Origin of the sequence: Kordiimonas pumila, from assembly GCF_015240255.1 — a bacterium.
In the GTDB taxonomy this organism is placed as follows: Bacteria; Pseudomonadota; Alphaproteobacteria; order Sphingomonadales; family Kordiimonadaceae; genus Kordiimonas; species Kordiimonas pumila.
In genome coordinates this window covers 1,505,639-1,519,479 of sequence record NZ_CP061205.1, presented here as the reverse complement: position 1 = coordinate 1,519,479, position 13,841 = coordinate 1,505,639, and the positions used below count along the sequence as shown (strand labels likewise).

Genomic DNA, 13,841 nt, shown 5'->3' with positions numbered 1-13,841 from the left:
GTTTTTTTTGAAAATTCAGACCGTATTTCTAAACGCACCGCGACAACCGGGGAGTTATAGAATGTCCATCACAAACCATGGTGTTCTTCCTTTTCAAACAGATAAAGGAATTGGTCTGCGCGGTAATATAGCGCTGGTTGCGCTAGAGTATGACCAAACAATAGAGCATGAATTTTATCGCTTGACCGTGGAACTAGGTATGGGTGTTTATTGTACTCGCATACGCAGCCTGCCCGAAGTCACGCCTGAAGTACTGGGTAAAATGGAAGACGAAATCATTAACTGCGTTTCCATGCTACCCCCCGGTGTAAACATAAATGTTGCAGCCTTTGCCTGCACGTCTGCTGCTCTCGTTATCGGGGAGCAGCGGGTTGCGGAAAAAATCCAGCAAGTTCACCCAGGCGCCCATGTAACTGACCCCTTTACAGCAGCAAGTGCAGCCTTAAAGCATTTGGGCGCGCGCCGGATCGGGTTGTTGACCCCTTATATTCCTGAAGTGGCTTCCTTGATACAAACCCGCCTTGAAGATCAAGGGTTTGAGGTTGTCTCAGTGGGCTCTTTTTGCGAGTCTGCTGACAGCATTGTCGCAAAAATTGATCTGGAATCTATTAAAGCGGCTATGAAAACTGTGGGAAGCAATGAAACGTGCGATGCTATATTCATGTCCTGCACCAGCCTTCGGTCCATAGATATCATTGATGAACTGGAGCAAGAATTAGGTATACCAATTACAACAAGTACCCATGCACTGGCGTGGCATGCGCTGCGCCTTTGCGGGCAAACATCGCACAACCCTGTTGGCGCCTTAATGCGGTCTACCTAAGGCCAGACCACAGTACCAACATATGCTTCATTCGGTGTGAACAGCCCGCACCGAATGATAAAGCCCAATTAGTCTTTACTAGCCTTTTTCCTAGGCACCACAACCCGCCACGCCCCCACCGTTAAAACAGGCACAATAAATACTGCTAGTGAAACGAGGGTAAAAGCGCCGTACCCTTTTGAAACCAAGTCTATCAAGCCCACGCGTTCGGCAGCAAAAACAGATATTATAGTGATACCTATGCTTAAAGCACTGCGGTGCAAGGCTGTGAATGGTTTCTTTTTATGGTGAAAAGCTTGGTTCACACGTTCATTAAAACCATGAATAAAAGCAGCGCCTGTGTTGATCACCGTTCCAATCAATAATATTTGAAAAAATACAGAGAAAACAGGCATATCAATCACCTGCAAAAGCGTGTTGGTTGGAATTGGTTCTGACATTACCAATGGATACTGGCTGAGCAAAGACAAAAAGAGCAGAAGCGCAGGTGCCATAATGATAGGCCCAGAAAGCGCGCCAGAAATTAATGCGTTCTTTTTTGACTGCAAATGCACAACGCAAAACAAAGCAGCAGGAATAATACCTGCATTTAATGCTGCATATTTAGCACCACTGAAAAACCAACTAAATTCAATAGGGGATGGTTTGAACTGCGCGAAAATACTCTCGCCGTAGCGGCTAACCGTAATAAAAATAAGGATGCCATAAGCAATATAAATGAGGATGGACCAAGCCGCAAACAACCGCTTTATAAACTCACTGCCCCTATATGTTATATAGGCAATGGAAACCATAGCCAGCACCACCCCAACAATGGTGGGAGCGCCGGTAAGGCTGTGAAACAATTCACCCGAGGCGGCTCCGACAATCGATAAAACAAGAACTGTCCCAAGAAGATAAACTGCCTCGAACATAATCCAACCCGGGCCAAGAAGGCATTTTATAAAACTGATATAATCATACGCCTTGAACACCCGGGCCAACTCAAAACTGATGGCTAAAGCTGCGCTCCACACCAATGTGGCGGCAAGCAAGGCAAAAAGGCCACCGTATGGCCCCTCAGACAACAGAAATTCAGCAATTTCCCGGCCGGTACCATAGCCACCCCCGATGACAATAGATTGCATCACAAGACCAGGAAGAACATAGAGCGCCAGTAAGGAACGTGTGTTTTTAGCCATGATAAAGAGCACCCTTCACTAGTTTATTGACGGCCAAGAATTTTCCAGCAAATCACGTGTTTCTGCCACTGCAACACGCCACATTTCCAACATGTCTTCTTCCGGCGCTACATACCGCCCACCATAGCTGCCATCACCCAGCATTTTTTTTGCATGCTCCGGCGGGGAAGCATCCATATGCCCTTCATTGATAGGGGCTTTAGGAGGTCGTGCTTCAGCATCAAGCCGGGTCCACGGTAAATTCTCAAGCCAATTCGCGTGGGTACCATCTGGTCCTATTTTGCGGATCGCCGCCGCAGTTTCAGGACCCGTCCACCAACTATGAAAAATGATGGAACTGGAAGGATGTTTAGCGAGTATTTCCTGTGCCAAAATCTTGGCGGGTGTATTGCCCCCATGCCCATTTACAATTAATATGCGACGAAATCCGCCTTGCAGCAGGGATGTTAAAATATCCTCCACCATATTCAAAAATGTACTGAGCCGAACCGATATCGTACCCGGAAATGCTGCATGAGAAGGTGTTGCAGAATAAGACAGCACCGGGCAAACAGGAATGCCCAGCGGCTCTGCTGCCTCCACCGCCATCCGCTCAGAAACAATGGCATCCACACAGAGGGACAGTGCTGCATGCTGCTCAACACAGCCAAGGGGCAAGACACACCTGTCGTCTCTCGCCAGATAGTCTGCCATGTGCGACCAATTCATTTCAGAAAAACGCATAAGCTAGCCCTTTTAAGATGAGTAAATACGCTTGATATCCCACTCCTCTGGTGGATTAAGCGATTGAAGAATTTGCCGTGCCCGCACTTGTGCACGGGTATAGCGGCGTAAGCACTTAGATGCAGATGACAGCGCCTTATCTGTTCGATTAGTGTCGCTGAACGTAGGAAGTTCTGTCGCTAAAAGAGCCTGTATTTCTTTAAAGTGATCGGCCGTTTTCTTATTCGCATGCTTAGCCCGCAAAGCCTGACCCATTGCCTTCTCGGCTTTGGCCGCTAATTCACAAGCAACACTTTTGGCAATTTCAAGCATATCAATAATGCTGTCAGCCAGCGTCACTTCCCAGTAAGCATTCGTTTCATCATAGATAAAGTATCCATGCCCCGGACGATTAGGAGACACAGAGCGGTGCGTTATAGGCCCGATTGCTGCCAGATATTTCCGGTCTGCCGGGGCACCCGCCGCAACAAAAGCATTCAATCGGTGTGCTGCCGAGTGACGAGGAAGTAGGCCACCCGCATTCATATCCGCCTCGGCCTCACCCCAAGTCACAGCACCAACATCTGGGCCTTGTTGAAACAAAGACACCATTTTCTGCAGATCAAGAGCACCCTCATGGGCCCTTAAAGCATCATACAGATACTGGTTTCTGGAAGCCGCTGAAACAGACCATAACCGCCGCGTTAATAGGCCAGCATCGTCTGCTTTATCAGCCTGTTCACATATCCAGCCCTGAACTGGGTGCCACGTTTCCCCCACTGTACCGGGGAACACAGGCGAGGATATATTTTTGCTGATTATATTATTGGTCGCATACAAAAATTGGTGCCGAATGCCCGCAGTATCTTGCGTATCATACCGTATCACAGGCTTATCCCGGTCCCGGGATTCGTAAACAAAACCACCGCAATCATCAGCATAAAATCCACCGGGTGAGCCAAGCACATGCCCTACATTACCAATTGGGAAATCACCTTCCATGCTTTCCGCCTGCCCGGCTGATTTCGCATACCGTAAAACATGAAATGTGGATGCCCCTTTGGGAATACCGTAGCCCCACTCCTTGGTATTTTCAGCGCAGGCACCGCCGCCGCCATGATGAATATAAGCAAGCCCTGCGCTATTGAAACCCGGATGGCCCGCCAAACCAAACCTACCTACCCCCGGCACTGACCCGTTCACGGAAAAGGGTGTATATATAAAAGGATAGCCCTCGTCCGGGTATGCAATAATCGTTACCTGAAACGTACAATCATGGTCTGTAGAGGAGGAGAAATAAAGATGCCCATCTTTGGTGGCACTGCCCCATGCCGCAGCACCGCTGCAAAGCCCTTCCCCAATATCACCGTGCAGGGGCTCTGCACCTTCAACATTACCAAAATATGCCCCCATAACACCGCCCCCTTCTGCATCAAGCACACCAATGGGCGCTGGAGAAGTTGCAGGCTGCAGGGTGCCTATCCACAAGGATAATGCCTGATCTTGGCTTAGGGCAATGCCGCACTGGCTTGCCCCTTCGGCAATGCCAGTTGCCATATCAAGTACTTCAGGTGTGAACTGCCGGATCTTATCCGCCCATGCGTTTAAATGATCTTTTTCCGCCTTGGAAAAACATTTTTCGGCAAAGGCTTCAAAAATAAAGGGGCCAAAAATTTCAATGCACTGGCTGGCATATTGCCGCCCCATATCCACAGAAGAGCCTGCCAAAATCACCAGCGGGCATATGCTGGGGACAATGGGGGTATCCTGAAACCATGTAAGTTCGTTTTTCTGTGTGATACCGTCAGCTGGAACAGGCTGTTCTGCGAGGGTACTTTCGCTTATCTCGTCAATTATCCTGATCGCTTGGGTAAAACTTTTGCAAGCCTCGGTTAAATCATCCACTGAGAAGCTTCTTAATGCAAAATCTGCTAATTCCCCTGTTGCACGGCCATATAACCATTTCCCGCGGGATAGGTGTAAAATAGACCTATCCAGACATGCAAGCTGCGCAGTATAATGATCACCCGATAAGTCTTTCACAGACATAGACCCCTGCAAGATTGCATAATGAGCCCTCGACATCAGGCTTTGGGTCTGCAGGGTTAAGTCTGACGGCAACTTTAAATTACTCATTACCCAATATCTTTCGGTCTGCCTTTAACGTGGCCCAAAACCCAAGGGCCGCACCGCATACAGATGTAGTAGCAATCACAACCATCAAAACAAAGCCCAACCCCTGATCAGGGAATACAAACTCTGAAAGGCCTGCAATAACAACGGGGCCTGCACCAAGGCCAACCAAATTACTGATCATCAGACTTAGCCCAGAAACTTGGCCACGCATGCGGTTAGGAGTTGCAAGCTGTAACGCTATAGGCGGCAGCCCAAGCATTGCCGACCCAAACAAAGCAACCATGCCACAACCAACCAACGCAAGTTCAAAAGTATCCGCACGGAATGCAAACAAGGAAACCACGGCTAGTACGGCAAAAAAGCCACCGGCTGTAAACAGCGGTGCCGTGGCGCCGTACCGCACCTGCAAGCGATCAGCAATCCACCCAGCTAACAAGGGGCCTGTTATGCCCGCAGCAATAGCCAATAAGCCAAACCGAGGCCCCACAATTTGCGGCCCCATAGCAAAATCACGGATTAAATAAGACGGTGCCCAATTATAAAAACCATAGAGCACACCAGCAATAAGGGCATGAAGAACAAAGATGGAAGCATAGAACCTACCATGCCCTATAATATACCCAGCAACCGCAGCAACAGGTTCGACTGTTCGTTGTGCGCCCGCTCGTTCTGGCTCCTGCACACCAAAGTAAATTACAAAGGCAATCGCTATGCCCGGAATGCCTAGCACCACGAATGTCATTTGCCACGGCAAAAGCACACCAAAGCCAAGGAGGGAAACAGGCCCTATACTACTGAAATAGCCAAATAATGCCCCACCCAGCAACAGAGAAAGCCCAACCCCCGCAATCCCTCCAACGGTAAACACAGAGATCGCACGCCCCAATCGCCCTTTGTCGAACATATCCGCAAACATGGAATATGCCGATGGGCTAAGAGCAGCTTCCCCAACACCAACACCGATGCGGGCAATCAGCAGGCTTATAAAACCACCTGCCAAGCCACACCCCATTGTTGCAACACTCCAGAGCGCTATAGCAATTGAGATAAGATTTTTACGGTTCCAAATATCTGCGACACGCCCCAAGGGCACGCCCAGTACTGCATACAGAATCGCAAATGCAGGCCCTTGCAGCAAAGCGATTTCAAAGTCGCTTAAACCAAGCGATGCTTTCATGGGCTCCACTAACAGCCCAACAATCAACCGGTCAATTAACGAAAGAACATAGCAGACCGTCAATAGCCCAACAACATACCAAGAATGCCTGTTTTTTGCCGGCATGGTTTTCATCTATCCTAGATCAGGGTATTTATTAATCCATGGCTGCGCCTTCTCAAGCTGTGCGGACAATTGCAGCAAACGTGCATCTTGCCCAATAGCAGATTGGAACAGTACACCAACAGGCAAGCCCTCTGGCGTCCAATGCAATGGCACTGATGCCCCCGGAATACCTGAGAGAGACCCTAACACAGTCGTTGTGCCATACACCTGAGTAACCTTGGACACACCATCAATTGGCCCAGTAAGCGGGCTAAGCTTGCTTGGGTGCACAGGAGGCTGCCCAAGAGTTGGTGTTACAAGCACATCGTAATTGGTAAAAAAATCACCCATTTTTGCAGTCAGTTCAGCAAATTTTGAATGCGCTGCCATATAGGTGGCTCCATCGATTTTTTTGCCCTCTTCAGCTGCAATCCATTTACCTGCGTCAACATCACCCGGCTGGATCGGACGACCGTGAATATGCTCAAGAAACTGAACGAGACGCAGCATACCCACCTTAAAGAGGGTCGTGAAAGGCTGATACAACCCGGCCATATCAACCGGGGGTTTCACCTCCTCCACATGATGCCCTAGACTTTCACACAGCCGTACAGCATTGCGCGTGGCAATTTTGCATTCTTCATGCGTTTCGTACCCTTCGTACGAGTCAAAGAATGCCATTTTCAATTTTTTAGGTTCACGGTCCAAAAGCTCAAGATACGTATCGTCTTCGGGCATGGGTGCGCGGTACATGCTACGGTGATATGGCCCCGCAACTGCATCCAGCAAGGCTGCACTGTCACGCACAGTTTTTGTTACCGCATGCGCAACACTCAAGTCGCCCCCATAAGGGGTAAGCCCACGACTAACTTTCAGGCCGTATATGCCGCACTGTGATGCAGGCGCCCGAATGGAACCCCCGCCATCAGAAGCCTCTGCCGCTGGCACCATACCAGAGGCAACGGCCACACAGGAACCGCCAGACGAGCCACCCGCTGCAACCTCGGGGTTCCACGGATTTAAGGTAAGGCCATGCATCATAGATTCCGTAGAGCCCGCAGTACCACCTTCCGGCGCCGCCGCTTTTGCAAACATAACAAGCCCTGCTTTGCGATACCGCGCCACCAGCTCGCTATCCTGATCTGCTTTTTTTTGCATAAGCTTGCTACCGTTAGTGGTCACAGTGCCTGCAAGCTCAACTTCAAGGTCTTTCAGTATAAAAGGGACCCCTTTTAAAGGGCCATCAGGCAGGCCTGCTGCAATATCCGCACGGGCTTTTTCATAATGCTTGATCGATAGAGCATTGACCTTTTCATCTATGTGTTCGCATCGGGCTATTGTTGCATTCAACAACTCAAGCGGAGAGATCTGCCCTGTGCGGACCAGTTCTGCTAACCCAATCGCATCATACTTCCATAATGCCTGATCTTTTGTCAGCGCCCTAACTGCTGTGGGCAAACCCGCCATAGCAGCAACCCCTACTGCACTTAAAACAAATTCCCGCCTATCCATTTTCACGATCCCATACAATTCAATTTCAATATAGCCAACACCGTAACATGGCGCATATAAATCCACAATAGACAATTGATTGTTTATTTACAAATAACATCACATCATCACGCCATGTAGTAAACAACTAGGTCTCTTGTTCACAGTAAGCCTTGCAAATACCCCCAATTTAGTGAATAAGCTTTGTCAACAGGGCTGGTATAACTTTAAACCAATATCATACAATAATACGTCAGATATGATCAGACCAAACGACTGGAATTTCGTAAGGATAACAACACCAATGGCACGCAGATCTTCGGACTCAAAGATTGAAAATCGCAGAGGTGTTCAATCAGTTGACATTGGTGTCTCTATATTGAAAGCAATGGCAAAGGCCAACGGCCCCTTACCCCTGAAGGAACTCAGCGAAGCTGTTGGGATGGCATCCAGTAATGTACATAGGTACGTGTCCAGCTTTCTTCAGTCTGGCCTTTTGCGGCAAGACCCCTACACATCTCATTATGACCTAGGCCCCCTCGCGCTCGATATTGGGCTATCAGCACTCAGCCGCACCAATATTGTGGAAATTGCCACGCCGGAAATGAAGCGCTTAGCGCATGAGCACCATGTTATGGTTGCACTCACTGTTTATAGCGTACAAGGGCCTACCATTGTGAAGCTTGAGCAGTGCAGCCCCCCAATAATCACCTCTATTGCTCTGGGTTCCCTACTCCCGATGCGATCGGCAACCGGGCGCATCTTCAGGGCCTTTCTCCCTGAGCAAGTTACCAAACCTGCTGTGGATTTGGAATTCAAGACCAGGCGCGAAAAGGCCGCACAAAAAGCTATACTCAAGACTATCGAGTCATCCCTTGAAAACTTACGCAAAACGCGCCTCTCCTTTATTGATGTTGATGTCTTGCCTCATCTTCAAGCCGTTGCCAGCCCGATATTAAATTTTCACGGCGAAGCCAGCGCAGTCCTATCTGTAACAGGTGAGAATGAAAAACTGGACGACCCAGATCACCCGGCACTTAAGGACTTGCTGGAAACAACTACAGCCCTTTCCTATCACTTGGGCTTTAAGGACACCTAATTTTCAGGTGCTCCTTTGAAATCAAGGGCAACAACTCAGCTTCATACACCAGCGTGAGCATAACCGCTTACTCACCCGCTGCATTGGTTTTTTCTTGTTCGAAGCACAGCAGAATGCCATGTGCATATTCAGGTGGAATAATAACATAGTGCTCCCGCAGCACAGGCTTGATCTGTCGCTTTAATAAAAAATCGAGCGTTTCATCAATATTATTAACAGATATGTGCACACCCGCAGCATAGGGAAGCACTTCTTGCCTGTCAGCGCCTGTCTTAACAGGAACACCATAGGTATGCTCGAACCTTTCAGGTGTGAAAATCTTTAGGCGCATTTCGCTAGGACCAACCGCAACCATACCCTCATCATCAAGGTGAATATCACCACCCCACACAGCCTGCATACCCTTAGCTGTTTCCAGAGGTGTCTTTGATACTGCTATTGTAGAAAGCCATGAGCAGGCTCCGTTCGGATGGGTCCGCCAGACAGAATCCATATAAAAATCCAGCGTTTTGATCTGCGATGTAGAAATATATAAAGGTGGCTCAAGATCAGGCATAATACAATTACTGAAATTCACCCGGTACGGCATACCATCCGGCCCATTCTGCACAAAATCCTGTTCCAACAAAACAGGGGAAAAACCACCAGACGGGTCTGCCTGATGTCGTTTTTCAAAATGCGTAAAGGCGGCTCGTGCGTCATCGGTACGCATGATAAAAGAATGAATACCCTCATCACCTCGCACGCTAGCACCAAGCCATTTTTTCAGGTAGGATGGAATATCTCCAGACGCCCCTCCAAGCTGCATAAACTCAATATAATTCGCAATATTTTTATGTTTGGGCGTTAATAGGATACGGCGATTTACTACACCAACGCCTTCTAGTGGTGTAACCGGCCCCATGGTAAAGCCTAACATCTTAAATGCATCTTCTACTGCCTCTACATCCTTCACTCCGCACATAAGATGATCAAATTCTCGTATCGGCTTTATGTTTATATCTTCTATCATAGTCTGTACTGTATTTCCTTTCTAGCTGCGCCCCGCAGCCACCACAGACGTGACAGATACCTTGCTGGCCAACCATCAGGCTGCCCAGTTGGGTTACATCACCAACCATGGCTTTTGATTAGTGCAGATAGCCTTAGCCACCTGCCTGTATCAATTCAGATCTGGCGTTAAAATGCCTCACGACCTTCGTGTACTATTCCAGTGTAAGCATGATCATCATGAGTACCAGTCCAGGTTTCCCCTGCACCGCGACCAAGCACATCATCAAAACAAGCAGCATCATCCCCCACACGGAAACACACGGTTTTATCTGTCACATCCCAGACACCATCAAACACCCGTCCATCTTTCAGTTTAACCTTCATCGACATATCTTTGTTGATGTGCAGAAGCTTAAATCCTTCATGGTCCTTGTATTCCCATGTGTTGCCATAATAACCTGTCATTAGGTCTTCTGCATGGCTACCAGCATAAGCGGTGGCGTTTGCAGACCACAAAACCAAACCAGCCATCGCAAGAGGCAATACAGACATTTTAAAAGTAGACATAAATCAACCCTTTCCCTTGTATTTATTGTTGTGAGCTGACGCACGCGGCAGCTTCAGTACGACCTGAAAAAATATTACGCAGCGCGCCAGGCATCGTTTCACGCCATGCCAAATAATCGTGTCCACCCTCATAGGTGCGGAAAGAGACAGAATACCCCTTTTTCACAAGTGCATCTTTCAGCTGTATGTTGGAATTAACCTGCCAGTTTCCTTCCCATGCCCCTACATCCATATAAAAGCGCAGCGGCAGCTTTTGTCCGGCAGTGAAAGACCGCGCAAGTTCGTTTGCTTCAGGAGGCATTGACTCCAGAAGGCTAAAAGGAGGCCGGAGGGTTGATGACCACCAAGCTGAAGAAGAATGGGCAATAACTGCTCCGATCAGGTCAGAGTTCTTGAGGCCTGCATTCAAGGCTGCAAGCCCGCCGTGGCTAAAGCCCATAACTGCCGTTTGCTGATTATCCACTGAAAGAGCATAGGTTTTCCGCGCCCAAGGGATAAGCTCATCGCGCACAAAGCCTTCCATGCGGGGGTTTGGCGCCAGATCAGGCACCCGGCTCGCGCCAGTATGTATAAAAACGGCACCCATTGGCGGTACTATCTTTTCTGCGATCATATTATCAAGAACTATCGTTGTTGACATAAGCGACAGATAGTTTTCCGCATCGAAAACCAATACCCATGGGTAACGGCAACCTTCAGAATAGCCATTAGGTAAATAAACCGAAACCTGACGCGGACCGCCAAACGCTGCACTCTCAAGAGTTTTATGCTCCAAAGTACCTTTAGGAATATCCGCTTGTGCTTTTGAATAAGGCAAGCGCTGATCCGGAGAGGCAAAAAACACAGACATTTTTTTGTCTGGAAACTGTGGTTGTATAGTCCCCCTAATACTATGGCCCGCATTCGGGTCTGCAAAAAATTCATAATGAATTCCGTCACGGTGCGGATAGTCAAACACGGCCTCGCTGTTGCCGTCCTTACCGCGCGGCCAAGCCAGCCAATACATGCCCATAGCTTCATCTGATACTTCAAGCGTGGCAGACCACAGGTTTGTACCAACAACCGGAGAGAAGGCATAAAGTGGATGTTCAGGCACCATCATCGCGACGCGCACATTGCGAGGGTCTGCACCGTTTCCTGCACGCAGGAGGAATGTCATGGTCACCAGCCCCTCTTCAGCGCCCGTTTCCAGCATCGGCAGGCCTTCTTTGGTAACAGCAGCCCAGAATACGTCCTGCGCCTTGCTGTCGCCAGCCTGAACTTTCTCCGTTAGCTGCTGTAACCGAGGGCTTATGGCCACTTCGGGTGCGCCTTCCGCAAGTGCAGGAAAAACCAGCACTATCGCCATGGCCGCACTAAGCAGCCATGGCAGGATCGCATATGATATACGATTGGTTGAGAACATTGTTATCTCCGGGACCAAGAATTTAGAAGTTAAGCGTCACACCAGCAATCAAGCGCCGCTTTGGCACAAGAAAGGCATGATCAAGACTTGCTGTATTTCCTGGAAGAATGCCAACAGGATGGTCTGAATCAAACAAGTTGCTCACACTGGCGTATACTCGCACATTGTCCCACGCGTAGGAAAGTTGCGCATTCGCCAACCAGAACGGATCTATATAGCCGCGCGGGTCATTTAGCTCGTCTGTATAATATGACCCTGAGTAACTAGCGTCGACCGCAGCCCGGAAACCGCCACTTGTAAATATGACACCTGCATTACCCGTGATACTAGCTGAGCGTGTTAATTCGTTACCATCAATAAGAGAGCCGGGAGAATCTACATCACTTTCCAAAAGACCTACTTCACCGTAAAACTCGAAGTTTTCATTAACCGTCCAACGCAGTCCAAGCTCGGCTCCATACGTAATCACTTCATCAGCATTCAGAATAATCTGCGAATTCAGTGCAGGATCAGGGTTTTGATCAAACGGAATTTGCATGCCGCTATAATCTGAATAAAAGACGTTAGCCGTCAGAAGCACACCGTCTGCAAGACTGCTACGAGCATAAACTTCATAGTTCCACACAAATTCGGGGTCGAACTCAAAGTTTGTAAATGGAGGCTCGAATGTAAAGCCCGCACCACCGCCGTTATAGCCTTTGGACACAATGGCACCGATGGTGGTGGCATCACTTACATTATAGGCAATGCCAAATTTGGGCAGAAATACGCTGGATTTGTCATCAAGGTTGATAGTGAACAAGCCGGCATTTGTATTTTCCCGTACACGATGCTCTTCCTCATAGCGCGCACCTAAGGTAAGCGTAAAACTGTCCGAAATATCATAGTTAAATTCAGCGAAGGCTGCTTTTGTTGTTGTTTCATCACTAAAAGTAGACGGCACGCCAAACAGAATTTCTTCATCCTGTTCAGCCTCAAAATAATAGAGGCCCACGATACCACTGATCCCAGCATCAGCAGACGCGAAAGCCAGACGCGGCTCCAGAACAAATTCCGTACCGTCAACACGCGCTGGCGCGCTGGAAGCATAGCGGATCATTTTAAAATCTGTGTAAGAGAGAATATTCTGGAGCGTAACTGTCTCGTTTATGTCGTAGGACATATCCAAAATACCACTCAACGCTTCGGTTTTGTGCACAGGATCACCCGTGGCAAGAGCACTAACCCGGTCAGAAAATGGCCGTCCGACCCGCTCCACCTGTGGACCCTCGAAAGAAACAGAGGTGATAGTTGCCAGCGTCCGGAAACCTTCAAGGTTTTCAGGCTCTATCAGAATTTTCCCGCGCAAGGTGGTCGCTGTATAATGTTCAGGGCTGTCAATACCTAGGCCAGGCACAGGCACCAATTCTGCGCCCGCATCATATTCCCTGTGGTCTGCCGAAAAGCGTACTGCCACCTGATCGGCAACAATCGGGCCAGAGAGAGCGATAGAACCCTGATATAGATCCTGCGTACCCGCTTGCCCGCGAATGGCACCTTCAAATTCATATGTAGGGTTTTTTGTCGTGATAGCGATCGTACCACCAACAGCATTTCGCCCCTGAAGGGTGCTTTGTGGCCCGCGCAACACTTCAACCTGCTGCACATCCCACATCTGGGCATCGCCATAAGCAACTTCATTATAGCTGAGCGCACGCCCATCCACTTGCACATTAAGCCGGTTCCGTGTGCCTGCAAAAAACGCATTTGCTCCAATAGCCGGGCCTGTACCATCAACACCACGTACGGTTGGTACCAATCCACTTTTGCCAAATGAATTCGCATTTGGAAGGCGCATCACCAAATCACTTAAAGCCGCAATTCCGGCACGCTCTTTGAGGTCATCTTCATTGAAAAAAGACACACTAGTCGCGGTGTCCTTTATAGACCGCCCCTGCTTTTCAGCTGTAATGACGATTTCTTCAAAGGCGGAAACAGTACTATCCGCCGTTTCAGCCATAACTGCTTTTGGAAAAACCGCATAAGCAGCTGCACTTATAAGCCCAACTTTCAGACCAATTGTTCTTTTGGATGTCATTTTATTAAGCAATGTTTTCCTCCCTTTTTTATTGATGACTATACGAGCTCATCATTCGTGAACTGCTATCCTTACAGCGAAGAATGCGACTCTATCATCATTTATA

11 protein-coding genes are annotated in these 13,841 nt (G+C 48.6%); 2 read left to right on the top strand and 9 right to left on the bottom strand.

Features of this window, described 5'->3' with window-relative positions; genetic code table 11:
* Nucleotides 1-61 precede the first annotated feature (61 nt).
* The gene (locus ICL80_RS06540) at nt 62-823 is read left to right on the top strand and encodes a maleate cis-trans isomerase family protein (protein WP_194215291.1); all 762 of its coding nucleotides are present in this window, start codon (nt 62-64) and stop codon (nt 821-823) included.
* 68 nt (nt 824-891) lie between these two features.
* Here the strand turns inward: ICL80_RS06540 and ICL80_RS06535 are convergent, their stop codons facing one another.
* The 5 genes from ICL80_RS06535 to ICL80_RS06515 are packed head-to-tail and all read right to left on the bottom strand — an operon-like array spanning nt 892 to nt 7,615.
* Nucleotides 892-2,004: a hypothetical protein gene (locus ICL80_RS06535; RefSeq protein WP_194215290.1), complete on the bottom strand. Its 1,113-nt coding sequence runs from the start codon at nt 2,002-2,004 to the stop codon at nt 892-894.
* Nucleotides 2,005-2,022: 18 nt separating this feature from the next.
* Nucleotides 2,023-2,727 carry a creatininase family protein gene (locus ICL80_RS06530; RefSeq protein ID WP_194215289.1) on the bottom strand — a complete coding sequence of 235 codons (705 nt, stop codon included), beginning with the start codon at nt 2,725-2,727 and terminating at the stop codon, nt 2,023-2,025.
* A gap of 12 nt (nt 2,728-2,739) precedes the next feature.
* Nucleotides 2,740-4,842 (bottom strand): C45 family peptidase, encoded by a 2,103-nt coding sequence (locus ICL80_RS06525; protein ID WP_194215288.1) that lies wholly within the window; start codon nt 4,840-4,842, stop codon nt 2,740-2,742.
* Nucleotides 4,835-6,124 (bottom strand): MFS transporter, encoded by a 1,290-nt coding sequence (locus ICL80_RS06520; protein WP_194215287.1) that lies wholly within the window; start codon nt 6,122-6,124, stop codon nt 4,835-4,837. Before ICL80_RS06520 ends, ICL80_RS06525 begins: the two co-directional genes overlap by 8 nt.
* Nucleotides 6,125-6,133: 9 nt before the next feature.
* Nucleotides 6,134-7,615, bottom strand: a complete 1,482-nt coding sequence (locus ICL80_RS06515) for an amidase (protein WP_194215286.1) — start codon at nt 7,613-7,615, stop codon at nt 6,134-6,136.
* Between the two features lie 283 nt (nt 7,616-7,898).
* Between ICL80_RS06515 and ICL80_RS06510 the strand changes: the two genes are divergently transcribed.
* A complete protein-coding gene (locus ICL80_RS06510) occupies nt 7,899-8,693 on the top strand; it encodes an IclR family transcriptional regulator (RefSeq protein WP_194215285.1) in 795 nt (264 codons plus the stop codon).
* Between the two features lie 67 nt (nt 8,694-8,760).
* Here the strand turns inward: ICL80_RS06510 and ICL80_RS06505 are convergent, their stop codons facing one another.
* From ICL80_RS06505 to ICL80_RS06490, 4 genes are all read right to left on the bottom strand, one after another.
* The gene (locus ICL80_RS06505; protein ID WP_194215284.1) at nt 8,761-9,705 is read right to left on the bottom strand and encodes a VOC family protein; all 945 of its coding nucleotides are present in this window, start codon (nt 9,703-9,705) and stop codon (nt 8,761-8,763) included.
* 167 nt (nt 9,706-9,872) lie between these two features.
* The gene (locus ICL80_RS06500; RefSeq protein ID WP_194215283.1) at nt 9,873-10,253 is read right to left on the bottom strand and encodes a hypothetical protein; all 381 of its coding nucleotides are present in this window, start codon (nt 10,251-10,253) and stop codon (nt 9,873-9,875) included.
* Between the two features lie 22 nt (nt 10,254-10,275).
* Nucleotides 10,276-11,658 (bottom strand): alpha/beta hydrolase, encoded by a 1,383-nt coding sequence (locus ICL80_RS06495; RefSeq protein WP_194215282.1) that lies wholly within the window; start codon nt 11,656-11,658, stop codon nt 10,276-10,278.
* A 22-nt stretch (nt 11,659-11,680) separates the two neighbouring features.
* Nucleotides 11,681-13,747 (bottom strand): TonB-dependent receptor, encoded by a 2,067-nt coding sequence (locus ICL80_RS06490; RefSeq protein WP_194215281.1) that lies wholly within the window; start codon nt 13,745-13,747, stop codon nt 11,681-11,683.
* Nucleotides 13,748-13,841: the final 94 nt, after the last annotated feature.

What these genes read in the sequence shown, in the direction of transcription:
- ICL80_RS06540 (WP_194215291.1), top strand. Translation starts at nt 62, where the DNA reads ATGTCCATCACAAACCATGGTGTTCTTCCTTTTCAAACAGATAAAGGA.
- ICL80_RS06535 (WP_194215290.1), bottom strand. Translation starts at nt 2,004, where the DNA reads ATGGCTAAAAACACACGTTCCTTACTGGCGCTCTATGTTCTTCCTGGT.
- ICL80_RS06530 (WP_194215289.1), bottom strand. Translation starts at nt 2,727, where the DNA reads ATGCGTTTTTCTGAAATGAATTGGTCGCACATGGCAGACTATCTGGCG.
- ICL80_RS06525 (WP_194215288.1), bottom strand. Translation starts at nt 4,842, where the DNA reads ATGAGTAATTTAAAGTTGCCGTCAGACTTAACCCTGCAGACCCAAAGC.
- ICL80_RS06520 (WP_194215287.1), bottom strand. Translation starts at nt 6,124, where the DNA reads ATGCCGGCAAAAAACAGGCATTCTTGGTATGTTGTTGGGCTATTGACG.
- ICL80_RS06515 (WP_194215286.1), bottom strand. Translation starts at nt 7,615, where the DNA reads ATGGATAGGCGGGAATTTGTTTTAAGTGCAGTAGGGGTTGCTGCTATG.
- ICL80_RS06510 (WP_194215285.1), top strand. Translation starts at nt 7,899, where the DNA reads ATGGCACGCAGATCTTCGGACTCAAAGATTGAAAATCGCAGAGGTGTT.
- ICL80_RS06505 (WP_194215284.1), bottom strand. Translation starts at nt 9,705, where the DNA reads ATGATAGAAGATATAAACATAAAGCCGATACGAGAATTTGATCATCTT.
- ICL80_RS06500 (WP_194215283.1), bottom strand. Translation starts at nt 10,253, where the DNA reads ATGTCTACTTTTAAAATGTCTGTATTGCCTCTTGCGATGGCTGGTTTG.
- ICL80_RS06495 (WP_194215282.1), bottom strand. Translation starts at nt 11,658, where the DNA reads ATGTTCTCAACCAATCGTATATCATATGCGATCCTGCCATGGCTGCTT.